Source organism: Pseudomonas sp. NPDC096917 (assembly GCF_044762555.1).
Lineage (GTDB): Bacteria > Pseudomonadota > Gammaproteobacteria > Pseudomonadales > Pseudomonadaceae > Aquipseudomonas.
This window is the reverse complement of record NZ_JBIWEO010000002.1, coordinates 283253-307648: the sequence shown is the minus strand read 5'-3', so window position 1 is coordinate 307648 and position 24396 is coordinate 283253. Positions and strand designations below refer to the sequence as shown.

Annotated in this window: 18 protein-coding genes and 1 pseudogene; 13 read left to right on the top strand and 6 right to left on the bottom strand. The window is 58.2% G+C overall.

Features of this window, described 5'->3' with window-relative positions:
- Positions 1–66: 66 nt before the first annotated feature.
- Positions 67–408: a hypothetical protein gene (locus tag ACIQYF_RS03560; RefSeq protein ID WP_402856925.1), complete on the top strand. Its 342-nt coding sequence runs from the start codon at positions 67–69 to the stop codon at positions 406–408.
- A gap of 674 nt (positions 409–1082) precedes the next feature.
- On the opposite strand, the gene ACIQYF_RS03555 is transcribed toward ACIQYF_RS03560, so the two are convergent.
- On the bottom strand, positions 1083–2003 hold the full coding sequence (locus ACIQYF_RS03555; RefSeq protein WP_402856923.1) for a TauD/TfdA family dioxygenase: 921 nt from the start codon (positions 2001–2003) through the stop codon (positions 1083–1085).
- Positions 2004–2283: 280 nt separating this feature from the next.
- Here ACIQYF_RS03555 and ACIQYF_RS03550 point away from each other — a divergent pair, with 280 nt between their 5' ends.
- From ACIQYF_RS03550 to ACIQYF_RS03530, 5 genes are all read left to right on the top strand, one after another.
- Positions 2284–3249: a hypothetical protein gene (locus ACIQYF_RS03550; RefSeq protein WP_402856921.1), complete on the top strand. Its 966-nt coding sequence runs from the start codon at positions 2284–2286 to the stop codon at positions 3247–3249.
- Positions 3250–3251: 2 nt separating this feature from the next.
- A complete protein-coding gene (locus ACIQYF_RS03545) occupies positions 3252–6557 on the top strand; it encodes a UvrD-helicase domain-containing protein (RefSeq protein WP_402856919.1) in 3306 nt (1101 codons plus the stop codon).
- A 117-nt stretch (positions 6558–6674) separates the two neighbouring features.
- Positions 6675–7388 (top strand): hypothetical protein, encoded by a 714-nt coding sequence (locus tag ACIQYF_RS03540; protein ID WP_402856917.1) that lies wholly within the window; start codon positions 6675–6677, stop codon positions 7386–7388.
- Between the two features lie 37 nt (positions 7389–7425).
- Positions 7426–8700, top strand: coding sequence for an HNH endonuclease signature motif containing protein (locus tag ACIQYF_RS03535; RefSeq protein ID WP_402856915.1), 1275 nt, complete (start codon positions 7426–7428; stop codon positions 8698–8700).
- A gap of 292 nt (positions 8701–8992) precedes the next feature.
- Positions 8993–9547 (top strand): sce7726 family protein, encoded by a 555-nt coding sequence (locus tag ACIQYF_RS03530; protein ID WP_402856913.1) that lies wholly within the window; start codon positions 8993–8995, stop codon positions 9545–9547.
- Here ACIQYF_RS03530 and ACIQYF_RS03525 read toward each other — a convergent pair.
- The gene (locus ACIQYF_RS03525) at positions 9539–10606 is read right to left on the bottom strand and encodes a hypothetical protein (RefSeq protein WP_402856911.1); all 1068 of its coding nucleotides are present in this window, start codon (positions 10604–10606) and stop codon (positions 9539–9541) included. The two genes, ACIQYF_RS03530 and ACIQYF_RS03525, sit on opposite strands and share 9 nt — an antisense overlap.
- Before the next feature lie 248 nt (positions 10607–10854).
- Entirely contained in the window at positions 10855–11913 is a 1059-nt protein-coding gene (locus ACIQYF_RS03520) for a hypothetical protein (protein ID WP_402856910.1), read from the bottom strand.
- A 295-nt stretch (positions 11914–12208) separates the two neighbouring features.
- Here ACIQYF_RS03520 and ACIQYF_RS03515 point away from each other — a divergent pair.
- Positions 12209–12526, top strand: a pseudogene (locus tag ACIQYF_RS03515) (thymidylate synthase); the annotation flags it as partial.
- A 124-nt stretch (positions 12527–12650) separates the two neighbouring features.
- Here the strand turns inward: ACIQYF_RS03515 and cadR are convergent.
- Entirely contained in the window at positions 12651–13100 is a 450-nt protein-coding gene (gene cadR / locus ACIQYF_RS03510; RefSeq protein WP_402856908.1) for a Cd(II)/Pb(II)-responsive transcriptional regulator, read from the bottom strand.
- 86 nt (positions 13101–13186) lie between these two features.
- Between cadR and ACIQYF_RS03505 the strand changes: the two genes are divergently transcribed.
- The 6 genes from ACIQYF_RS03505 (at position 13187) to ACIQYF_RS03480 (ending at position 21520) form a co-directional block, all read left to right on the top strand.
- Positions 13187–15445, top strand: coding sequence for a heavy metal translocating P-type ATPase (locus ACIQYF_RS03505; RefSeq protein ID WP_402856906.1), 2259 nt, complete (start codon positions 13187–13189; stop codon positions 15443–15445).
- 17 nt (positions 15446–15462) lie between these two features.
- Positions 15463–16326 (top strand): LysR family transcriptional regulator, encoded by an 864-nt coding sequence (locus ACIQYF_RS03500; RefSeq protein WP_402856904.1) that lies wholly within the window; start codon positions 15463–15465, stop codon positions 16324–16326.
- A gap of 137 nt (positions 16327–16463) precedes the next feature.
- Positions 16464–17540 carry a putative 2-aminoethylphosphonate ABC transporter ATP-binding protein gene (locus ACIQYF_RS03495; RefSeq protein WP_402856902.1) on the top strand — a complete coding sequence of 359 codons (1077 nt, stop codon included), beginning with the start codon at positions 16464–16466 and terminating at the stop codon, positions 17538–17540.
- A 1-nt stretch (position 17541) separates the two neighbouring features.
- Entirely contained in the window at positions 17542–19266 is a 1725-nt protein-coding gene (locus ACIQYF_RS03490; protein ID WP_402856900.1) for a putative 2-aminoethylphosphonate ABC transporter permease subunit, read from the top strand.
- Positions 19267–19313: 47 nt separating this feature from the next.
- Positions 19314–20336: a putative 2-aminoethylphosphonate ABC transporter substrate-binding protein gene (locus tag ACIQYF_RS03485; protein ID WP_402856898.1), complete on the top strand. Its 1023-nt coding sequence runs from the start codon at positions 19314–19316 to the stop codon at positions 20334–20336.
- A gap of 62 nt (positions 20337–20398) precedes the next feature.
- On the top strand, positions 20399–21520 hold the full coding sequence (locus ACIQYF_RS03480) for a TIGR03364 family FAD-dependent oxidoreductase (protein ID WP_402856896.1): 1122 nt from the start codon (positions 20399–20401) through the stop codon (positions 21518–21520).
- An 88-nt stretch (positions 21521–21608) separates the two neighbouring features.
- On the opposite strand, the gene ACIQYF_RS03475 is transcribed toward ACIQYF_RS03480, so the two are convergent.
- Both ACIQYF_RS03475 and ACIQYF_RS03470 read right to left on the bottom strand, forming a co-directional pair.
- Entirely contained in the window at positions 21609–22973 is a 1365-nt protein-coding gene (locus tag ACIQYF_RS03475; RefSeq protein WP_402856894.1) for a GTPase/DUF3482 domain-containing protein, read from the bottom strand.
- On the bottom strand, positions 22966–24345 hold the full coding sequence (locus ACIQYF_RS03470; RefSeq protein ID WP_402856892.1) for a DUF2868 domain-containing protein: 1380 nt from the start codon (positions 24343–24345) through the stop codon (positions 22966–22968). Before ACIQYF_RS03470 ends, ACIQYF_RS03475 begins: the two co-directional genes overlap by 8 nt.
- Positions 24346–24396 lie beyond the last annotated feature (51 nt).

The following is a 24396-nucleotide window of genomic DNA, read 5'->3' as shown; positions in this document are numbered from 1 at the left end:
CTTTGGTTGCGGAAGCTGATATAGAGCTAGTAGGATCGGGCAAAAGAGTAACTGGAGAAGCGCGCTATGTACCCACCACGCCAGCATTTTGCGTTACTCAAGCCTATTACAAAAAGCGAATGGATTAAGCTCCCGGCTTATCTTGGTGGCCTGTTCAGCAAGTCTGAACTTGTGAAGCAGAAATTGATGGCTCAGCATGAGGAGCTCAAGTTCGCGCCAAATCTGGTGGAGAGGGATGGCGGTTACTGGGCTTTTTTCACTGTCGCAGTTTCGGATTGCCGCCCTACAGACGCGTTGCTGGCTGCTTTGGTCGCTCGGTTCGAGTCTAGCGCTCACGATGTTTATGTGATTGGCAAGCCGGGTAGCGGCTATGGTAAGCAGCCAGGTGGAACTCCGGTTGAATGGTAGACCCCCCAGATTTGCATTTGTGAGCTGCACTAATAATTGCGGTGGATCCACCTAAAATTACGTGGATGAGATTCCACTGAATCGAATGGGGCGCTGTACGCCTGTGTAAATCGAGCGCCCGACTCACCTCCGCCTTCGACATGCCACTGGCCTTCATCTCCAGCACAGCTCGGATTCGATCTGGGCTGCTGGGCTTGCCCCGCGCGCGCGTGATCAGCCCTTCCCCAGCGTCCCAATGCTTCTGCAGGCCCCACAAGCCGCCCTGGGCTACGAAGTTCTCCAGCTCCTTCGAGGCTTTCGTCATGACATCGGCAGGTGATGTCCCATCTTGTAGCGCTTGGCACAGTGCGACGATGCATATCTTGTTTATGCAGCAGAGATCGGAAATCGTATCGTCGCGTATGTATATTTAGAAATCCAATGGAGGCATCAAAACCTGGGCGTATGCGTCGGAGTTTGGGCGGCACATCCAGGAAGGGCGCGAGCCTTCTTTTGAAGACGCTGAGCTCGTCGTTGGCCTGTGCGCTTCGGTCAGCAGCTACCTGATCAAGAAGTCAAAGTGACCGGATACGTGTTATGTCCTACGGCAGGGATAAACGTGAGGTACTGGAGACATAAATGCTCCCCCACGAAACCGCGCAACTGGCCCTGTTGAAACGCCCTCGTTCCAATTGTTACGGATACAGCATGAAAGCGCTGCCATTATGCCACTGGCTAGGATCGACATCCGTGATGTCTAGCCCGTAGGTACGTAGCAGCCAGCGTGTTTGCTCGCCGTATGCACTTCCAGGTTCACTGCGACCATGCAGCGCAATGCGATTGTTTACTAGGGCGATATCACCTGGTTGCAGAGGGACAGCGATCGCGCAGTCAGCACATGCGTGCTTCAGCGCGTCCATTGCCTCCTGCGCGGATGTTTGGCCGATATCAGCAATCTGCGTAGTGCTGTGGCTGAACCGGATCCACCAGCTTCCATTCATGGGGAAGAGGAGCTGCGCATCATCGACATCGAGCTCGTCGCCCAGTATGTCTACCATTCCGTCACGGAAGGTCAGCTGTGAACCAATGATGTACTGGGGCTTTTGGAGCTCTTCAATATGCTCATGGCTCAATCGCGCCATGAGGTGATCAAGAGGCATGACCGTGGTCGGCACCTGCTTCGGATTACGCAGTGCCGACAAGCACACGAAGTCTGGAGAAGGTGCAATGCGGTCATTCAGAGGGTCGCGGCACCGCCGCAACGGGAAGGTCACGCCATCCGTGTGCCCGCTCATCTTGTCCGCCGATTTGATTGTGAATTTACCTCGACCAGGCGGGAACACTACCAAGTTCACGAATAGGTCGCCTTCGTTCTCGGAACCGTAGGAAACCGTGGCGGAATTGATGGCCGCAAGGCACGCGATTGCAGTTACTCGGGCAAGGACAGTTCCTTCTGCTTCGGGCACCGGGCAAAAATCAATGGGGGTGTCGGGTAGGTCACCTGGCTCGAAAATAGCCTCCAGTTTTAGGCATGGCTGTGCCCATGCAAAGGCTTGCACGTTCGATCGCTGGCTGCAGCTCACGCCCCAGATCGCCAGGGCGCGCCAAGTGCTCAAGCATTTGCTCAAAGGTCACGTTCGCTCGCCATTCGCTGACAGCGACACGCACTGATTCTGAAAAGATTGCCTGGATCAATTGTGTCCCTATGTGCGCGAGTGATATAAAAGTGATGTACGCCAGCGTGATTCTCACGCACGATCCTACCAGTGACCAAATCCGTCTATGAAAATGCCTAAGCTTCAGCCTACCGATTATCTCCAAGGGTGCGCTAGTTTCCTAGCCTGCCTTAAGCCATTCATGTACCTGCGGGAAACATCTCAGGGCATTGAGTGCGAGATGACTATGGCTAATGGCCGGCATGTGGTGGTCACTGGCAAGGACGAGCCGCATCTGCTGCTTGGCTTGATGTCCGTACTCGTCGAACTGATTCCTCAAGTTACTGCTGACGAACGGTCAGCGATGGCACCTGTCTCACGAACAGCGCTTGCAGATAAGCAGACTTTGGAGACGACCATGCAACCTACCGCTACTACCAAAAACACCGATGAACGAACCCAAGCTGCCCGCTTGCAAATTGGTTTAACTACCAAGGTCTCGCTTCACCAGTTGGTAAGGGGTGTAGCAAAACGCCGTGGGGTATCGCTGTCGATCGCTGCGCGTGATCTGTTGCAGGATGGGTTGACTCGATTCGACAAGGAATCAAGGACAGTAGACCCGTCGGAGCTGCTGACTGATTACGAGCGCACTGCCAATGATTACGAAGGCGCGGATTCGGAAAGTTGGATTATCCGGGCTGACAGACGGCTGGTGATGAGAGCGCGTTTACGCGCAGGCGAGTATGAGCGCTCGTTGTCTTCATTCACCAACTTCCTTCTCGCCGACGCGTTGAGCCATTGCCCTCACGCTGCCGCTGTGCGTGAGGCGACGACTAGTTCGAATACCAGTGATGAGGCTGTCGTAGAGGCTATCAGGGCGATCGAGCAGAACAGTGGGGTCAAAGCTCGTGCGCTCGCTCCTCAGATCGATCTATGTGAGCAACGCGGGCTGACAAACATGATCCTTGGTGGTTCGGTACTGGCACCTATGCGAGTCCTGGCGAAGCTGGCCGCCGTTTTGAAGATGCCTCTGGACGTTTTGTCGGTAGCCTTAGAGCGTCGGTTCGCCAGCCAATGCGTTCCAGCTTTTAAAGCGACTGATGGAAAACCAACTGTGCAAGCGGAACGCAAGGCTTGGAGTGTTGCAGTCAAAGAGCTTCAGCTGCCGGCTGAGGAGCAAGAGCGTCTCCTGAATCTAGAGGACTAAGTGTGAATCCATTCGACCGGGCACGTCGGCAAGCATTCGAAACCCGAGAAGCCCTGGTCGGATTGGCCGCCTCTCTAGGCGGGGTCAGATCCGCTGAGCTTCTGGCTCATGTAGAGGACACGCTCGAAATCGCAATCGAGCGGTTGCCTTTTGGACACCCAGAGTTGGGTGGCGGCAGCGGGGTGCTCAAGCGAGAAATTCAAACTATCTACATCCGCAACGACGTGTCTCCAGGAGAAACCGCCTATCTCATCGCCCATGAGTTGGGTCACTGGTATCTCGACGGCGATCGCCCCGCACAGACGGTCGCTCATCTGACCAGCATGACGGATTCCTATGGGAGTCAGGCTACGGTGGTGGTGGAAGCATACGGTGCTCGTGAACGCTTGGAGCTTCAAGCCAACGTGTTTGCCCGTGAGCTTCTGCTACCTCGTGGTGTCGCAAGCCAACTGTTCCATAGCGGTAGTGGTGCGACGGTCATCGCGGCCACTCTGGAGGTACCGCTGGAGATCGTTCGTCTTCAGCTATTCGACGGCATTTTGCTCCCTACATTGCCTCCTGCTCCACCTCCTCCTCTGCCGCTTATGACGCAGGGACAGCACGATGCTGCTACCGCGTCCGAAACCTTCGTCAACGTTGTTGCTGGGCCGGGCACTGGTAAAACGACGACACTGATCCATCGCATCAAGCATCTGGTCGAGCGCGGTATCCCTCCCAGCAAAATCTTGGTGCTGACCTTCACGAACAAGGCGGCTCATGAATTGGTGGAGCGCCTGAAGGTATCGGATATCGCCGGTGCCGCTGACGTGTGGGCCGGGACTTTCCATGCATTCGGGCTCGAATTCCTTCGCAAATATCATCAGATTTTCGGCCTGCAGTCCGACGTTCGGCTCGCAGATCCACTTCTGCAAGTTCGCCTGATGGTGAGCACGCTGCCCAAGGTACGGCTCAAGTACTATCTGAGACTGCAAAACCCCTACGATTGGCTGCCTGGCGTCCTGGGCCATATCAAACGACTCAAGGAAGAATGCCTGACCGTTGCCGACTACCGCACGCGCCTGGCTGCACTGCCGCCCTGCGAACCCGATGTAGCCAATGAGCGCGAGGACATCGCCACCCTGTTTGAAGCGTACGAAACAGCAATGCGGGCTGAGCATTTGGTCGACTACGTTGACCTTATTGCCCTCCCTGCATCCCAGGCCAAGCGGGATCGAACTAGCGTTGCTCAGTACATCGACCATTTCTCGCACGTGCTAGTGGACGAGTATCAAGATGTCACCGAGGTGATGGTCGACCTCCTTCGGCAATTGGCTCTCAATGCTCAATCATTCTGGGTCGTTGGTGACGTGCGCCAAGCCATCCACCATTGGCGAGGCGCATCGATTCGTAGCTTGATGCACTTCGACGCCACGTTCCTGAGCACCATTCCAGGAGCAACGGTGCGCCGCTACGCTCTCGACCTGAACCGGCGAAGCACCCCTGAGATCTTGGAGTTATTTTCCTGCGCAGGCATCCATCATGCACTGAATGACCGGATGCCTCTGGAGCCAGTCACGGCGTATCGTCCCTCGATCGGGGTCATACCTACCCTGTATGAATGCGACACCAAGCCCTCCCAAGCCGTCACGATCGCTCAGCGCATTGATGGGCTGGTGCAGAGGGGTGTCCCGTACAGGGATCAAGTCGTGATCAGCCGTAAATCGGCAAACGTTGAACAAATTGTTGAAGCGCTTGAAAACCTGAATGTGCCAGTGCTGCACATCGGCGATGTCTGCCAGCGCCCTGAGATAAAGAAGCTGCTGTGCCTGATGGAACTGCTGTGTATGCGACAGCCGCGCTCTCTGGTCGGGCTCATCTCTGAGCCAGCGTTTCGAATGCCACCCCAAGACATTGAGCACCTCATATTCCTGACCCGCAAAGGCGCAGGATTGAGCATGCAGCGAGGCCGGTGGCTGTGGCTACCTACGCCAGGCCTCTCGCCCGCTGGCCAGCAAGCCAAGTCAAATTTGGCGTTGCTGTTGAGAGGGCTCAAGCGGAATTCAAGGCCTTGGGATTTTGTCTCCAAAGTACTGCTCGATCAGCGCTATGGTCTTCCAAGCCCTGCTGATCAGACCATACAGGCCCATACTCAGCGCTTGGCAACATGGCTCTTTGTCTACGCCGTACGTAATGGTGACGGAGATATCCGCCAGGCACGGCTTTCCCAGTTCCTGCTTCGTGAGGAGCTACGCCGCAGGATCGGAGAAAAGCTAGGCGATCGTGGTTTACCACCTGAAGCGCGAGTCCTGGATGCGGTGAGCGTCATGACGGTGCATTCCAGCAAGGGGCTTGAGTACCCTGCAGTTCACGTCACCGATGTTGACGACGCGTCATATGGCGCCAATCGGCCATTCGCATACGATGTGCGGGGGTTGGATCTCATCCCCCCGGAAGTGTTGAACAGCACCGGAACAGAGTTCATGTTCGAAGAGCGGGTAGAGCGCAACAACCTGCTCTATGTCGCTCTGTCTCGGGCCCGTGATTACCTATATCTCTATGAGATCAGCGGTTGGCCACGTCCAGTTCCGCTCAATCGCGCTGCTGTCACGAGTCTGGTTAAGCGCTCTGGGATAAAGGTACCGCCCGCACCCATCATGCCGGTGCCGTTGGCTAGCAGCACCAAGGTACCCACTGTGAGCTATGAGGCGTTCCAGGCCTACATGAGCTGTCCCCTGCAGTACCACTATCGTTACGAGCTAGCGCTCACTGCCGAGCAGGAAATCGATGTCTCGATCCGTGCTCGCTGGGCGATTATGGACATGCTGTTAGCAGTGGCGAGGGACGGCACTGACCCCAACACGGCATTTCAAGCGGCATGGGCGTTACACGGTCTTCCAGATAGGACAGAAGATCCTGGCTTGGTGGATGATGCGATTGCCGCCGCCAAGCGTGGGCTGGTGGTGGTTAACAGCGTCGGCGGTGCCGTCGAAGAAGGAATGGTTTCCGAAGTCAACGGTGTGCGCATTGAGCTCCCTTGGATGCTTGCCGATAAAGGGCAGCTGCACTGGATTCGAGCTCAGACGGGGATTCAGTACACCCTTAGTCACCTGCGCCCCATGATGCTTGATATCGATGGATCTCGAAGGCCGAGTGCGAAGATCTATTCCATTATCACTGACCAGCATGTGATGGATGGCCCTTCCAAGCAGGTCGCAAGCACATCCGTTTACAAGATGGCTCAACGTTTTGCCGCAGGTGATCGATCTGCTTCCAGAGGTCGGCATTGTGGGCGCTGCGCCTATCTGAGCATCTGTGCCAGTATCCCCTGATTAACCTCAAGGGCTTCGATGTTTTATCGCCATGAGGCTATCTCTCAGAGACGCGGAAAGCTGTGTGCTGAGATGAGGCGGTAGCTTGGCCACCATTACACAAGGACAGTTTTGGGTATGACCTACATTAACTTGCCGAGTAATCAGCAAGCTGCAATCAGCGACGTCGACGAGACAGCGCTTCGGATAGCAGTGCGCAAGTGCCTGGATGAAGAGCGCATAGGGCCGATTCATGGCCTTGGTCTCAGTGACTGCGGCCCTTACGTGGCTACTAGGCTTCATGGGTTCCAACAAGCGATCGCTGAGTACAGCAAGGCCAAGGCCCATGCCAAACGCGAACGTACTCGGCAAGATGCGCTGTATGCCGGCAATGACCTCGTTCACGCCTTGCAGCAAATGAAAGGTCAGCTCGAAACTGAGCGCAAAGAGGGGGAACTGTTCTTCATTGATGATCAGATCAGGCCGCCTTTCCACCTCAGCAAGCGACTGTCAGTGCAAGTGTCGTTCCGCTGGCGAGCGTCGCCGTCTGGGGACTGGAAGTACGGGCACCTGACGTTCGTCTACGATTTCTCCCCTCAGCCCAGCTACACCCTGATGCTGCCCAAGCGCAAACCCAGCGCGACGCAGGCAGCGAGGGATCTCGAAGACAGTCTGTACCGAGAATGGGAGCGCTTGAAGGCTCAGGCGCTCTTCTCTATGAGAGAGTTCTTCCGCGATGGCGGCGATGGGGATGCTGTGCCTGAGGTGTTCGCGGTGAGGCCTAGTCCCTACGGTGGGGGCCTGACTAACTTCAGCTGCAATTTTTGGCAGGCCGAGAGGCCAGCACCATAAGTTCGAGCAAGCATCAGCCTCGGTAATAGGGGCTGGCGTGATTCTCCATCAAGCTAAGAACGGAAGTGAGTATGTGACCCGAAATCGAGTAGAGCTCGCCTTGATTGCGAGAGGTGTAGATAGTGCATTGGCCGAGAAGCTCAGGAAGGAGAAGTGGACGCTTGCGAAGCTTCAATCGCAAGCCCCGGAGAAACTGTTGGATCTTGGCATTGGTGAAGTCGCCGTGCTCGTAATCCTTGGGAGTGGAAGGCCGCCGATCCCTCCTGAGCACCTTGTCCGGATGCTTTATGACAATCGCTGGCTTTGCTGTGTTTGTCGAGATGCTAGCCGTCCCATCATCGTTCATCACATCAAGCCATGGGCGGAAAGTCACGACCACTCTCAAACCAACCTAGCCGTCCTGTGCTCAATCCATCACGGTGAGGCCCATTCAACGCACGCATTGGAGCTTACGCTTACGCCTGACCGGCTTAAGGCTGCAAAGGCAACCTGGGAGCAGGAGGTCAGTCGATTAGACCCTCTTGCCATATTTCAGGCCACTCAGCTGATCAGTTGCCAGTGGTGGTATTTTAACCACCTCAGGGTTTTTGAAATCGCGGAACAGGTTGGGGTGAACGTCTCCGAGCTTGAGGGATTCCAGGACGCCCTACTAAATGGGGCGTGTGACGCACAAGGCCACATTCGCCTCAGGAAAGGCCCTTTGTACGTTGGTTATGCGCTCTCGCATGCTTTGAAGCGATACATGAGCAACATGCTTGAGGCCAGTATGGGGCATGCCTGTGTCAGGAACATCTCAGATGATTTAGATCGAGGGACACTTGATCGTCTGATCATTGAGGGTGACCTTGTATTCGTACAGGGGTCGTACAGCTTCACCAATTTGGATCCTGAAGGCTCAGGGCAAGTTTTGGTCAGGGGGCGACGGCACGCCAACAAAGTTGAGGTCACATTCGTCTTCGACAGAAATGAAGGAACATCTGGCTCAGCACGTTACGAATGGCTTCGTGGCGTGCGCGCGTTGGGCTGTCTCCTACGTGTGAACAGTCTAAGGAAAGATGTAAAGGGTGTTTTGCATATCGAGGCTACAGTCCTGGCAATTCGTAGCGCTAATCAAGAGCTGAAACTGAGGAGTTACGAGGCTGGGCTGCAGAAAAGCGGGCTGCTTGGAGAGGAGTATGAAGATGAAGAGTTCGACGTCGGTGATTACGACGACGATGAGAGCAATGAGCCTGGTGAGAGCTTTGTAACGTTTCGCCGCAGGCTTCTATCGAAGGGCCAGGCAATCTGGCGAAAGCTAGTAGGGCGGTTTTGACCGATCTGGAGAAACGTCGAGCTCTTGGTCGAGACCATCATCGTCTCGATTGGTGTGGTGCACGATCGTCTGCTCATTACGTGTGCGCGGGCGTCGCCTGCCTTGCGAGTCGACCACCGTTAGGGGGCGAGGCCGCTCAGGGGGAAGCTGGTGAAGCCAGGAATGATCTAACCCAGGCCTGGCTTTTCAACCCGTGCCGGACAGATATCCCACTGGTGCGGGCCTTGTGGTGATCGACGACCGGGCGCTTTTTTAGCGTGAGAAGCCTCAACTGTCTGTCTATAATCCGCGCATGTTGAATCCAAACGAAATCCGCCCAATCCTCAAGCAGTGGGTCGCGAAGGCGATGTCCCATGAAGAGAGTGACGTCTTCATCGAGGAGCTGTGTTTTATCGATAAGGCCAGACGCGCCGATCTCGTTCATGCCAATGGGAAGCTGACCGCTTTCGAAATCAAATCTCATGCTGACACCTTGGCACGCTGGGAAGGCCAGCAGCAGGCCTATATGGCGTGCTTTGACGAGGTCTGGCTATGCTGCCATTCCAAGCACTTGGTGAAGGCTCTTGAGTCGTGTCTTCCGCACGTTGGCGTACTCGTCGTCGATGACTATTCCGGCATGGCGATGATTCGAAAGGCGAAGCCCAACAAGCTCCAGGATAAATTTCACCTTACGGGATTCTTGTGGCGTAGCGAGTTGGACGCACTCGCGAGCCAGAATGGGGTGTCAACGAAAAGTCGTGACCTCATAAAAGAGGTGCGTCGCCAGCTATGCGACGCCCTCCCCATGAGCGTGATCAGATCACATGTACTAGCAAGCTTGAAACAACGCTATCGCTCTCTAGAGTAAGTCGTCGGCATCAAAATCATCGAAGCTGCTATCCGTAGCTACGATGGACTCGATCATGGCGCAGATATGCTGATTAATTCTGTACCCATTCCATGTACCGTTGTTTCCGTAACCGGTGGATGTGGCGACAATTCTGCTGTACTCACGAGTGGCCCAGCAAAAATCATCACCGTGGTAACCCGGCAGCCCTCTGATTTCTTGGGCGATTTCAATGTATCGCACAAATTCCTTATCCGAACCTTTGCGTCGTTGCCACCATTCCGTTGGCGTGTAGTAGCACGCAAAAGGAAGCACAGGCATCCCTCGTATGTATTCCATCGAGGCGGTTGGATTGGTGGCGGCGTAATCCCCGTAGACAATATCCGACTCTATGCCACTGGTATCGACCCTTGCTTGCCACGCAACGTCGTAACAGGCGGAGGAACGAGAGCTATTGGAGGCCGGTTTATCGATAGGGAAGGAGGTGCTCATCAGAACTAGATTCCGTATCTGATAGCTGTTCAGTTGACGCAGGGATACATTGAAATCCGACCCTGAGGCAGTATTGGCCGGGGCTGTAGCACCGAAGTCCAAAATTACCGTCGCGGTGTCCGGGTTTTCAAGAGCATCCAGGATTGATAGTAATCTGTTCCACGAAGTCGCAGTGGGCTTTTCCGGACAAGTAACCCTGATAGCTATATGTGGGAAATCACCTTGAAGAGCGAGTGCACTTTGGATGACTGCTCGCTGTGGATCATCATCAACCCAGGAAACCACTGGTATTACGTTCTGGTTGATGCCTGCCACATCTGAGAAGAATCGACGTTTGTTCTCAAACGCACCATGAGGATTGTGCAGGTCATTCGTAGTAATGAATTCTTCACCAACGTCCTTCGTTACTCTTGAAACGTCTAGAAAAAAAGGATGCTTAGTCCAATTCGCTAGGAATGTTTGTAGGTGTCTGTCGTCGTCACCTCGCATGTCCAACATCGGAGCTACGACGTCCCGCCTGTTGTCTTCCAGATTTATCAGCGCCTTAACGTCATTCTGACCAACTCGTAAACAAGCCACGTACTGCATCTTGCACTCCTTGCATGCTGTGAAAAAACGGCTTAGCCATACTGCTGAGTGCACAGCGAGTTAAAGCCTTATTGTCAGCAAGCGTCGACATCCAGGACATATCGGCGCGTCGCACAGCCACTGGCCTTTGTCATGCTCCCAGCGAGACGGCATGTAAAAATTAGTACGATAGCACTTAGCCACTCAATAAAAGCCCAAAGTGCCGTTTTTGGGATACACGGTATGCCTATGTCCGACTACTCGGTGCGTTACTCATAGTGAAGCTCACCAAATAGTCCGATCATGAGATCACCGTCCAGGATCTCAAAAGGGAGGGTGACGTACTGTTCAGGATGCCGTGGTAGTGCCTTCCCGTCGTGGGCGGAGTTCTTGGTGTGACCTTGAACACGCTCGCCGTTTTCTTTGATGTACGGAAGCACCACTATCCGACCATGGTTCTTGGATAGGATCGTTCCCTCGTGCCACAAGGTGTTCCCTTCATCACTGTTGGACTCGCCACCCGTGTTTTTCACGACCCATTGTGGCACCCCATCGTCCTCATACCAGAACACGAAGCCACCGCAGACCAGTACCCTCTGGCCGCGCATTCTTGCCTCGGCGAGCATTTGTTTGACGCTCGCCAACTGCAGCAACTGGTTTGCTCGGGGAAGTAGCAATGCGCGTATCTGCGCTTTGGTTCTCCCCCAGTGATCTGCTCCCGAAAGACCGAAGCCTTTGGCTGTCACTTCGCGAAGACAGATCTGCGAGCGTTTGGGCGACAGGGCTCCGATCTGTTCCCATGTCTGATCATCGATACGGCGAAGGCACATGTTGAATCGAGGCAAGGCCACCACATCCACATAAGGGGCGCGTTCAAGCTCCTCGTGAAGTGGTTGGCGCAAGCTCTCCATCGTATTGTGCAGTGCCAGCTCGTGCATTGAGGGACGGGGCAGATGGGCGTTTCGCTTACTCGCCTCGCGCGCCATGAGCTCCTCTTCTCCGTGGATTCGGCGCGCCGCCGTCAGCGCTTTCTCGACTTTCAGGGTGGTCGAGCTCTGAAGCACCGGATCCGATATTGCATCAGCCACTAGCTCACTGGTGCGTTTGTTGAATTCATCCGCAGCTTCCATTGCCTCCTCGTAGGTGGTGAAAACAGCCGCCCTCGCATGTCCGCTGCCGTTATCGTAAAAGTAGCGCTTCCAGGACAGCTGGGACTCGGGGAAGAGCTTGAGTGCCCGCAGCTGCCATGCCCATCCTATGTGGTATTGCCGGAACGGTAGGACGGCCAGGGTAGGCATTGAGTGGTATGGCATCTGATCTAGGCGCATCTATTCCCCTGATATTTGAGCCTCAGCGCCTCTAGAAACGCGGAAGCTGATCCTTGGAAGATAGCTTCCCCCGACCTCATAGATAGCACATTGCCAGAATGAATCAACTTTCGGGCGTAGGCCTCGTATTTCAGGGCATTTAGAGGAAGCGAAGATTTTAGCTGGAATAAAGCTGGTTTTTTATCTAGTGCCAATGATTGTTTTGGTAATGTGCAAAAGCTATAATGCACATATTACAAGTCGCTTGGGAGCCTTTACTCGTAAGCGTAATGTGCAGTGAAGTGGGTGGAAGAAGGGCCTGGGCACACCGTTCAACCTGACCGAAGGCGCAGCCTTGCTCAGCCTCATCGGCCGCCTGACGGGTTACACGCCGCGCTGGTTCACGTACTTCATTGGCGATGCCCACGTGTATGAAAACCACTTGGACATGCTCAACGAGCAACTGACCCGCGAGCCGTTCCCGATGCCAAAACTGGTGATTTCGGACCGCGTACCGGAATTCGCCAAAACGGGTGTTTACCAGCCGGAATGGTTGGAGCTGATCGAGCCGAGTGACTTCAGCCTCGAAGGCTACCAGCACCACGCGCCCATGACCGCGCCAATGGCGGTATAACCCGCCCCATAACCTGTAGCCGCTGCCGCAGGCTGCGATCGAGCCCGAAGGGCGCGCGCTTTTCAAGAGCGCAGGTCCTTCGGCCCTTATCGCAGTTTTCGGCAGCGGCTACAGGCTGTTTGTGTCAATGCCCGTGGCTTCTGCCCACATGGCTCGATTCGCCTTCTGGCGCCGTCACTGAGCCGCTGACTTCCAGACGCTGCAAAATCCCACAATGATTCTTGCCCGGCCCTTCGCCACAGCGTTGGCGCAGGTCGAGCAGTTGCACCTGCAAAGCCTGTAAGCCATCGATGCGGGCCTTGACGTGGTGGATGTGTTCATCGATCAACGCATTCACGCTTTCGCATTGGTCCTGGGGGCTGTCGCGCAGGTTAAGCAGGCTGCGGATCTCTTCCAGGGTCATGTCCAGGCTTCGGCAATTGCGGATAAACGTCAGCCGTTCCACATGCGCCTGGGTGTACAACCGGTAATTGCCCTCGCTGCGCGCGGGTTCGGGCAGCAGCCCTTCGCGCTCGTAATAACGGATGGTTTCGACCTGACAGTCGGTCAATTTCGACAGTTCACCGATTTTCATCGTGCTTATTTCCGAAAGGATGCTTGACCCTATAGTGGCTACAGGGTCTTTACTTGGCAACAGGCACCTTTTTTGGACGCAACCTGATGAGCGACTCCATTCACACTTCCCATAAACCACACGCAGGTCATGACCATGACCACGCTCATGAAGAAAAGCATGATCATGCCAGCCATGCGCACAGTTGCTGCTCCAGTAGCGCCGCGCCAAGCGTGATCAAGCTGAATGCCGCGCCAACAGTGGGCGCTCGCCTGAGCAGCTTTCGCATTGAAGCCATGGATTGCCCGACCGAGCAGACCCTGATTCAGAACAAACTGGGCAAGTTGGCCGGCGTGCAGCAGTTGGAGTTCAACCTGATTAATCGGGTGCTGGGCGTGACCCACGACTTGCCGACCACTGATCCGATTGTTGCGGCCATCAAGTCCCTGGGCATGCAGGCCGATCCGCTGGCGTCGGACACCGACACCACCCCGCCAGCGCCGATTGCCAAGAAACACTGGTGGCCTTTGGCCGTGTCGGGGGTTGGCGCATTGGCCGCCGAGGTGCTGCATTTTACCGATGCGGCACCGACGTGGGTGATCGCCTTGGTGGCGCTGGTGTCGATCCTCAGCGGCGGCCTGACCACCTACAAAAAGGGCTGGATTGCCCTGAAAAACCTCAACCTGAACATCAACGCCCTGATGAGCATCGCCGTGACCGGTGCGGTGCTGATTGGCCAATGGCCAGAAGCGGCGATGGTGATGTTCCTGTTTACCGTGGCCGAGCTGATCGAAGCCAAATCCCTGGACCGTGCACGCAATGCCATCAGCGGCCTGATGCAAATGGCCCCGGACAAAGCCACTGTGCAGCAAGCAGACGGCACATGGCAGGAACGTGAAGTAAAAGACGTCGAACTGGGTGCCATCGTTCGGGTTAAACCCGGCGAGCGCATCGGCCTGGATGGTGAAATCGTGGCCGGTAATTCGACCATCGATCAGGCCCCAATCACGGGCGAAAGCTTGCCGATTGAAAAAACCGTTGGCGATAAAGTCTTTGCGGGCACCATCAATCAAGCCGGTGCGCTGGAATACCGGGTCACGGCGGCTGCCAACAACTCGACCCTGGCGCGCATCATTCATGCGGTCGAACAAGCGCAGGGCGCGCGGGCGCCAACCCAGCGGTTTGTCGACAGCTTCGCCAAAATCTACACCCCGGTGGTGTTTTTGTTTGCCTTGGCCGTGGCGGTTATCCCGCCGTTGCTGATGGGCGGCGTGTGGTTTGACTGGATCTACCGTGCCCTGGTGTTGCTGGTGGTGGCGTGCCCATGTGCGCTGGTGATCTCGACCCCGGTGACCATCGTCAGCGGGTTGGCGGCCGCTGCGCGCAAAGGCATTCTGGTCAAAGGCGGGGTGTACCTCGAAAGCGGCCACAAGCTGGACTTTTTGGCGTTGGATAAAACCGGCACCATCACCCACGGCAAGCCGGTGCAAACCGATTACCTGCCGCTCGACCCGGTGTACGTCGAGAGTGCGCAGTTGCTGGCGGCGAGTCTGGCCTCGCGTTCCGACCATCCGGTATCGTTGGCCGTCGCCCATGCAGCTGTGGATAAAAAGCTGTCGTGGCGTGCTGTGGATAACTTCAGCGCCTTGGCAGGGCGTGGCGTGCGCGGCGAAATCGAAGGCAAGGTCTACCACTTGGGCAACCATCGCCTGATTGAAGAGCTGGGCCTGTGCTCGCCGGCACTTGAAGAGCGACTCTTCGCCCTGGAAGAACAGGGCAAAACGGTAATTTTGCTCATCGACAGCGCTGGCCCGCTGGCCCTGTTCGCGGTGGCCGACACGGTCAAGGAGTCGAGTCGCGAAGCGATTCGTGAGCTGCACGAATTGGGGATTAAAACCCTGATGCTGACCGGCGACAACCCGCACACCGCCAGCGCCATTGCCGCACAAGTGGGCATCGACGAAGCGCAGGGCAACTTGCTGCCCGAAGACAAGCTCAAGGCCATTGAAGCCCTTTACGCCAAGGGGCATCACGTGGGCATGGTCGGTGACGGCATTAACGACGCCCCGGCGCTGGCCCGTGCAGAAATCGGTTTTGCCATGGCTGCGGCAGGGACAGATACGGCGATTGAAACTGCGGATGTCGCCTTGATGGACGACGATCTGCGCAAAATTCCGGCGTTCATTCGCTTGTCGCGCAGTACTTCGAGCATCTTGAAGCAGAACATCGCGTTGGCATTGGTCATCAAGGCCATCTTTCTTGCCGTCACCTTCCTCGGTTTGGCCACCATGTGGATGGCCGTTTTTGCCGACATGGGCGTGAGCCTGTTGGTGGTGTTTAATGGTTTGCGTCTGTTGCGCAAATAAATCAAGAGAGGGCCGCCGTGCTGAGTGCCGAGCTGAAAGCGTTTTACCGGGTGGCCCAGTTGGGCAGCATTACCCAGGCCGCGAAAAAACTCGGGTTGAGCCAGCCGACGGTGACCACCCAGATTCGCCAGCTCGAAAGCCAGTACGGCGTGGAGTTGTTTTACCGGGGCGGGCGGCGCCTGACGCTCAGCGATGACGGCGTACGTTTGCTGCCCATGGTCAAGGCGTTGTTGCAGCAAGAGGCCGACATTGAGTTCTTCTTGCGCAACAGCGGCCATGGCACCGGCACCCTGCGCATCGCCGCCACCGCGCCGTATTACATCCTCGACCTGGTCAAAGCGTTCCGCGAGCGTTTGCCGCAGATGGTGGTCTCGGTCGACATTGGCAACTCGCAACAAGTGCTCGAAGCCCTGGACGAATACCGGGTCGACCTCGCCGCCTCATCGCAATGGCTTGAAGACCCCAGGCTGATCCGCCGCGTGCTGGGCACCGACCCGCTGGTGGTAGCGGTTCACCGTAATCACCCGCTGGCCAAGCTTGATCATGTACCGTTGAGCGCGTTGGCCGGGCATTGCCTGCTCATGCGCGAACAGGGCTCGACCACGCGCAAGCTGACCGAAGACCTGCTCAATGGCGCAGGCGTGAGCTTTGGCCCGCTGCTGGAGATTGGCAGCCGTGAGTCGATCCGCGAAGCGGTTCTGCGCAACATCGGGATTAGCATCATTGCCCGGCAAGAAGTCCCCCACGACCCGCAACTACGGGTACTGAGCCTTGAAGACGCGCCGTTGATCTCTGAATACCTGTACTGCCTCAAAGAGCGAAAATCAGCACGCTTGCCAGCGGCTTTTTTGGGCCTGGCGCAGGAAATGGCTCCAGCCTGATAACGCCCTCCCACAGGAATGGGGTGAGCATCACTCCAAAATCTACCAATACCTCTATCGGCAGCTTTTGCCTATCTGCCACATCGTGTACGTATTGCGTCTCTAGGATGACCCCATCTGCTTGATGAGGTGCACCCATGAACAGCACGAACGCGACCGCTTTGACCCAACCCGGCGTCCCGATGAGGGTGCGCAATGTCAGCAAACGCTTTGGCGCCTTTAATGCGCTGGATAATGTGTCGCTGGACGTGGCCGCTGGCGAATTGGTGTGCCTGCTCGGGCCTTCTGGCTGTGGCAAAACCACCCTGCTGCGATGCATCGCCGGGCTGGAGCGTCAGGACGATGGCCACCTGTACCTCGGTGAGCGCGACGTCAGCGACCTTGCCCCGCCAGCACGAGACTACGGGATTCTGTTTCAGTCCTACGCCTTGTTTCCCAATCTCTCGGTGCAAGACAACATTGCCTACGGCCTGGCGGGCAGTCACCGCGATCTGGTGCGCAAGCGCGTTGCCCAGATGCTGGAACTGGTCGGCCTGACCGGCAGCGAAAAGAAGTTTCCGGGTCAGTTGTCGGGTGGTCAGCAGCAACGTGTCGCTCTGGCCCGCGCCTTGGCACCCGCCCCGTCGCTGCTGTTGCTCGATGAGCCGATGTCGGCGCTGGACGCCCGTGTGCGTGAGCATTTGTGTACCGAATTGCGCCAACTGCAACGCAGCCTGGGCATCACCACCTTGATGGTGACCCACAACCAGGATGAGGCCATGCTGATGGCCGACCGCATTGCCGTGATGAACAACGGCAAGGTCGAGCAATACGCCACCCCGCAAGACATCTACGATAAACCCGCCACGCCGTTTGTCGCCGAGTTTGTCGGGCAAGGCAACTGGTTGCCGTTTCAGCGCAACAGCGACAGCCACGCCCAAGTGGGCGGCCTGAACATGCGCGTGGCCGCCGATGCTGGTCTTGCTGCATCGGGTCGTCTGTTTTGCCGCCCCGAAGCGATCAGCGTGAACCCGGTACGGCACCAGGAAAACCTGTTTGCAGCCCGCGTGCGGGAAATTACCTTCCTCGGCAACCGCTGCCGCATGAGTTTTGAACTCAACCATTTGCCGGGCCACGCGCTCACCGCAGAAGTCGGCCCCCAAGACCTGCCGCGCCTCAGTGCCCGAGACATCTTCGTCGCCTTGCCGCCCAATAGCCTTCAGGTGTTTGCCTGAGATGGCCGCGCCAATGACCCTGCCCCTGTCCGGCAAACGGGCGCGCAAGGCTTCGCGGGCTGAACTCGGCGACAAGCTCTTTGTGGGCGGCGGCAAACTGTTGTTGCTGCTGTTACTGAGCGTGGCCGTGCTGATGCCGTTGTTGGCGATCTTCTGGCGCGGATTCAGTGCCGAAGGCGCTCAGGGCGGCGGCTGGGTAGCGGCGCGCGAGTTGGTCACCAGCGACAACTTTCATTGGTTGGTCGGCAATAGCCTCAAGGTTTCACTCAGCGTGGCGGCGATTGTAGTGCCGCTGGCATACCTGTTTGCGTACGCGTTGCAACGCACCATGATCCCTGGAAAACGCATTTGGCGCGGGTTGTCGTTGCTGCCGCTGATGGCGCCGTCGATGCTGCCGGGCATTGCGCTGGTGTATCTGTTCGGCAATCAGGGGCTGTTGCGCGGGCTGGTCGCGGACAACATCTACGGTTTCTGGGGCATTGTGCTCGGCGAAGCAATTTACACCTTTCCTCACGCGCTGATGATTTTGCTGTCGGCGCTGTCGCTGGCCGATGCGCGCTTGTTCGATGCGGCCTCGAGCATGGGCGCAAGCCCCTTCAAAGCCTTTCGCAGCATCACCTGGCCCGGTACTCGCCAAGCGGTGTTCGCCGCCTTCTGCCTTGTCTTCACCCTGACCATCACCGACTTCGGCGTGCCGGTGGTGGTGGGCGGTGATTACCAAGTGCTGGCACTGGAAGCCTACAAAGCCGTGGTCGGTCAGCAACAGTTTGGACGTGGCGCCCTGATCGGCATGGTCTTGCTGCTGCCCGCACTGTTCAGTTTTGCCGTCGATGCCTGGTTGCGCCGTCAGCCTGGCGAGGCCATGAGTGGCCGCGCCCAGGTGTTCAAACCGCTGCCATCGAAAGCGCGCGACGGCGGCTACCTGACCATCGTGCTGCTGATTTGCGCGGCCCTGTTGCTGGTATTCGGGATGGCGGTGTACTCGTCGCTGGTCAAATTCTGGCCGTACAACCTGTCGCTGTCGCTCAACCACTACCAGTTCAGCGACACCGCTGGCGGCGGTTGGCTGGCTTACCGAAACAGCGTGACCATGGCGCTGTGCACGGCGCTGATCGGTAGCGCGGTGATCTTCACCGGCGCCTACCTGATGGAAAAAACCAACGGCCAAAAACGCCTGAACCTGGCCCTGCGCATGCTCAGCTTTGTACCCATGGCGGTCCCGGGCCTGGTGCTGGGCTTGGGCTACGTGTTCTTTTTCAACCTGCCGGGCAACCCGCTGCACGTGTTCTACGGAACCATGACGCTGTTGGTGGTGTGCACCATTGCTCACTATTTGACCACCGCACACATGACCGCGACCACCGCGCTGCGCCAACTCGATGGCGAGTTCGAGGCGGCGGCACTGTCACTCAAGGCGCCGCTGTACCGCCACTACTGGCGCGTCACCGTGCCGATCTGCCTGCCTGCGCTGCTGGACATCGTGCGCTACCTGTTCGTGTCTGCGATGACAACCGTTTCGGCGGCGATTTTCCTCTACAGCCCCGACACCCTTCTTGCGGCCGTGGCGGTGCTGAACATGGACGACGCCGGCAATGTCGGCGGCGCGGCGGCCATGTCGACCCTGATTCTGTTGACCTCTGCAGGCGTGTCTCTGCTGCTGGCCTGGGCCTCACGGGGCGTGTTGCGTCGCTCCCAGGCCTGGCGTCAAGGCGCTCCCGCTCAGTGATTCGTGCCCATGACCTCATGTCCCCTAAACCCCAAAGGAGTTGCACCATGTTCAAGCCTCTTGCCCTTGTCGCTGCTGTCCTCACCGCTTTGAGTGTTAACGCGTTTGCTGCCAAAACCGAGTTGACTGTTTATACCGCCCTCGAAGCCGAGCAACTGAAGAGCTACAAGCAGGCGTTTGAAAAGGCCAACCCGGACGTGGAAATCAAATGGGTACGTGATTCCACCGGCATCATCACCGCCAAACTGCTGGCCGAAAAAGCCCGCCCGCAAGCAGATGCCGTTTGGGGCCTGGCAGCCTCCAGTCTGGCCATCCTTGATCAGCAAGGCCTGCTGCAACCCTACGCGCCTCAAGACTTGGCCAAAATTGGCCCCCACTACCGCGATGCGGCTAACCCGCCCGCGTGGGTCGGGATGGACGTGTGGGCCGCGACTATTTGCTTCAACACCCTCGAAGCTGAAAAACAGGGCCTGACCAAGCCGGTGAGCTGGCAAGACCTGACCAAGCCTGAGTACAAGGGCAAGATCGTGATGCCGAACCCGGCGTCGTCAGGCACTGGTTTTTTGGACGTGAGTGCGTGGCTGCAAACCTTTGGCGAGAAGCAAGGTTGGGCGTACATGGACGCCCTGCACCAGAACATCGGGCAGTACGTTCACTCCGGCTCCAAACCGTGCAAATTGGCGGCGGCAGGCGAGTTCCCGATTGGTATCTCGTTTGAATACCCGGCCGTGCAGCTCAAGCGCCAGGGCGCACCGCTGGACATCATCTTGCCCAAAGAAGGTTTGGGCTGGGAAATCGAAGCAACGGCTGTGATCAAAGGCACGCCGCATGAAGACGCTGCCAAGAAACTGGCCGACTTCTCGGCCAGCTCGGCGGCGATGGAGCTTTATAAAGAGAACTTCGCCGTACTCGCGCAGCCTGGCATTGCCAAGCCGCAGACCGAACTGCCCGCGGACTATGAACAGCGCCTGATCAAAAACGATTTCGCCTGGGCCTCGAAAAACCGCGACCCCATCTTGACCGAATGGCGCAAGCGCTATGACGGCAAGACCGAGAAAGTGGCCCAATAACGGTGAGTAAACGCTAAACCCTGTGGCAGCGACTACAGGGATGCGCTCTTCAGGACAGGTGTATGACTATTCTTATCGTCGGCGCTGGCATTCTGGGTTTGTCCCATGCCTACGCGGCCGCCAAACGCGGGCTTAAGGTCCATGTATTCGAACGCACGCACACGCCCTTGGGCGCGTCGGTGCGCAACTTTGGCCAGGCGCTGGTCACCGGCCAGCCGCCGGGCGTGATGCTGGATCTGGCCCAGGCCAGTCGAGGCATCTGGGGCGATTGGGCGCAGCGCGCGGGCTTCGATCTCAAGCGCAATGGCTCGTACCTGTTTGCCCGCACCGAGGCCGAAGAGCACCTGTTGGACGCCTTCTGCCAAGGTCGCGCGCGTGAGTTCGGCTATCGCGCCGAACTGCTGCGCGGTGCGCAAAAGGATGCGCTGTACGACGGCCAGTTCAGTCACCATCGCGCTGCGTTACACGGGCTGGACGACCAGCAGGTGTACTCGCGTGAAGCGATCCCGGCGTTGGTCCAGTACCTGCAACGCGAGCTGGGCGTCGAATTCCATTTTTCAACCTTGGTACGCGACGTCGAGCCAGGCCATATCCGCACCACCACAGGCCGTTTCAACGGTACGCAGGTGATCGTGTGCTCGGGGCATGACTATCAGACCTTGCTCGCTGAACCGCTGGCTACGCTCAAGCCGCAGATCTGCCGCCTGCAAATGCTGCGGGTTCGGCCCAAGGTGGATTTGCAGTTGCAGCACTCGTTGCTCACCGGCCTGAGTTGCGTGCATTACGGCGCCTTTGCCGATTTGCCGCAGGCCGCTGCGGTACAAGCGGACATCCTGCGCGACAGTCCGCATCTGGACCAGCACGGCATTCACCTGCTCATCAGTCCGACGCCGTACGGCGAGCTGATCGTCGGTGATTCTCACGATTACAGTCGCGATCCGTCGCCCTTCAACGGCGAACAGGTCGACAATTGGATGCTTCAGCTGTGTGAAGAAACCTTGGGCTGCGAAGTGCAAGTGGTTGAGCGCTGGCAGGGTGTATACGGTGCCCGAGGTGCCCAGCCGTTCACGTGGCTGGATGTGGCGCCAGGCGTGAGTGCCGCCTTGATGCACACGGGTGTTGGCATGAGCGTGGGCCCGGCCATGGGCGAGCGCAACATTGCCCGCCTGCTGGGAGAAGCGTGATGAGCGCGGTGCAACTGGCGTTGGCCGAGGTCGATGCCTTCGTGCCTTATCGCAGCCATCGTGCCTGGGCAGCGACTACGGAGCAGCGTTAGATCTGCTGAGCCAGCCACTCGATCTGTTCCTGGCGTTCGGTCTGGCTCAACTTGGGATGCGGGTTGAGCGATGACCATTGCGGGTGCGCACGGGCTTTGTTCAGTGCCTCGGGCAGCTTGCCCTCACGCCAGGTCTTGTCTTGAGGGGTGGCTACCTTGATGCTGTCCACCGCCGCATGCCCGCGTGCATTCAGTGCGTGCAGCAACTGGCGCTGACGCAAGGCGAGCAAGCGCAGCACGCTGTCATCCACGGTCAATTCCCGCTGACCCTTGAGCTTGCCCAGTAGCCGGCTGCCGTAGCTGCGCGCCGTTTGCAGCGCGCCGCCCGCAATCGCCCCTGCCAATGCGGCGGCGCCCAGGGTCAGCCCGCCGACCATCAAGTCCACCCCGGCACCCGCCGCCGCGCCTGCCGCGATGCCGCTGCCCACGCGCACGCCCAGTTGCTTGAGGGTTTCGGGGTTGAACAAGTCATCGCCCCAACGCCCGTCCAATAGCGGCAAGTCGCTGGCCGCCGCGTCATGGGGGCGAAAGCCGTACAGCTTGAGCAGCGCTTCAACACAGCGCTGCTCGCGTTGACGAACCGCTTCGCGCAGTTGATTGACGGCCTGTTGCTCGACGGTTTTTTCACTGGCGACGCTGCGTCGACAGGCGGCGCAGTCGATCAACAGCTCTGCGATCAAGCGCAATGCGCTGTGTTGGCGGGCTTCACGCTGGGCTTGTTGATCGGTAATCAAACGTTGCAGCGCCCCGCGGGAATGCTCCAGCAGCAAGGCCAGGCTTTCATACAGGCGGCGTTCACCGTCTTCGGGCGGCGCCACGCTGTCAAACCGCACCAGCGCATGCAGGCCGAGCCGGGCCAACGCTTCGCGCCACTGCGGCTCACGGTGTTGCGGGCTGCTGACAAAGTTGAGTACCGGCAGCAGCGGTTTGCCGCAACTGGCCAGCACGCTGAGTTCGTCGCGGTACTTGGCCAGCACCGGCTCGCGAGCGTCGATCACGTATAACCCGGCGTCGGAGGCCAGCAGTTGGCGCAACACTTTGGCTTCCTGCTCAAAACGCTGGCGCGCTTCGCTGCCGTCGAGAAAACGCGCGACCCGGGCCGGGCCGTCCAGACGTTCGCCTGGGCGGTCGAGGCGCTCCAGGTAGTCGAGCAGGGCGATGGCATCTTCCAGCCCCGGCGTGTCGTACAGCTCCAGCAGCGGCTCGCCGTCCACCGACAGCCGTGCGCCTTCGACATGCCGGGTCGTGCTGGGGCGATGGGACACTTCGCCAAAACCGACATCGCGGGTGAGGGTGCGCAGCAGTGAGGTCTTGCCCACATTGGTGTGGCCGACCACGGCCAGCGTCAGAGGCTTAGTCATGGCCTGTCTCCAGCCAGTTGATCGGCACGCTGGTGGCAAACGCCAAGCCCAGTTGCTCCAGGGCATGGTGCCAGTCGCTGAGGCGGTCGGCGTCCAGCGCCTGGCCGGGCGGGGCTTGCAGCAGCCAGATGCGGGTCTCGGCGGCGCTGCGCGCCAGTTCGCCGATCAAGGCGAGGCTGCCGCGATCCGGCGAACGCCGTGGGTCACAGGCGATGGCCAGGCGGGCAGGCGGGAAACGGGTCATTTGCTCCAGCAGTTTTTGCCGTGACTCGCGGCTGTCGAGGATGCCAGCATCCTTGACCGAGTCGGGCAGCGTGGGTGGCCACGGGTGCTGGTCGTCCAGTTCTATGGCCACGATCAGCGCGCCATCGGTTTGTAGATCGGTCTGCCCGGCGTGCACCGTGTGCAGGTGCTCGGGGGCGATGTCATTGACCCCAAGGCGCTCGCTGCTCGGCATCAATCGCTCACGCAGTTGGCTATAGCCGGGCAGGTTGAGGTCGAGTTGCAACGCGTTGCGCCCGCGTTTCCAGCGCCACAGGCAGAAAGCTGCCAGCAGCAGACGCGCAATTACCCCGTAAACCAGAACCACGCCGACCAGCCACACGGCCCAGGTCTGACGCACTAGCTCGCTGCTGTAGGCCGTATCGGTGCTGGCGCGGACCATGTCTTCGGTCGGGCCATTAAGCCCCAGCCAACCGGGCAGTACGCCAAGTGCGCGGGTGGCACTGACAAACACATCGGCGCTCAGAATCGTGGTTTCCCAGATAAAGCCGTAACGGCGGGTGGCCATTAGCAACAGCATCACTGTCAGTGCGCTGAGCATGGCCAGCAACCACAAACCATTGACCAAGGTGCCGAGCGCCCAGCGGTTGAGCTTTTGGCGTTGCAGCAACAGCAATAAGGCCGGGACCAATTGCGCGGCTTTGGCGTCGCGGGCAAATTTATCGCTCAGCCACAGCCATAAACGACCGAGGCTGGCGCCGTGTTCACCGGCAAACAGCAGGCCCAGCGCCCAACTGAGCAGCAGAATCAGGTTGAGCCCGAGCAGGCTGCCGAGCGCCCAGAACACATTGACCGGGGTTTGCCCGTCGCCCAGCGCGGCAAAGGCCAGTCCTGCGCCGCTGATGATCGCCAGCACGGCGAGGCCGAACAACGCCAGGCGTGCGCCTTGCAGCCAATGCTTCAGCGCGCTGACCAGCCCATCGCGTTCGGCCAGCCACAGGGCCCGGTTTTGCAAGCGTGTGGCCAGATCGCCACCGTCGTTGCGGGCACGGCGGTTGGCTTCCAGGTCGTCCAGCGGGCCGGCGTGTTCTTCGCGCAGGCGCACGGTTTCGGTCAGCCAGAGACGTTGCAGCGGGGAAAGTTGAGTCACGCGACATTCCATTCAAGTGAGCCATGAGCATAACCGCTGTGACGCAAGTCG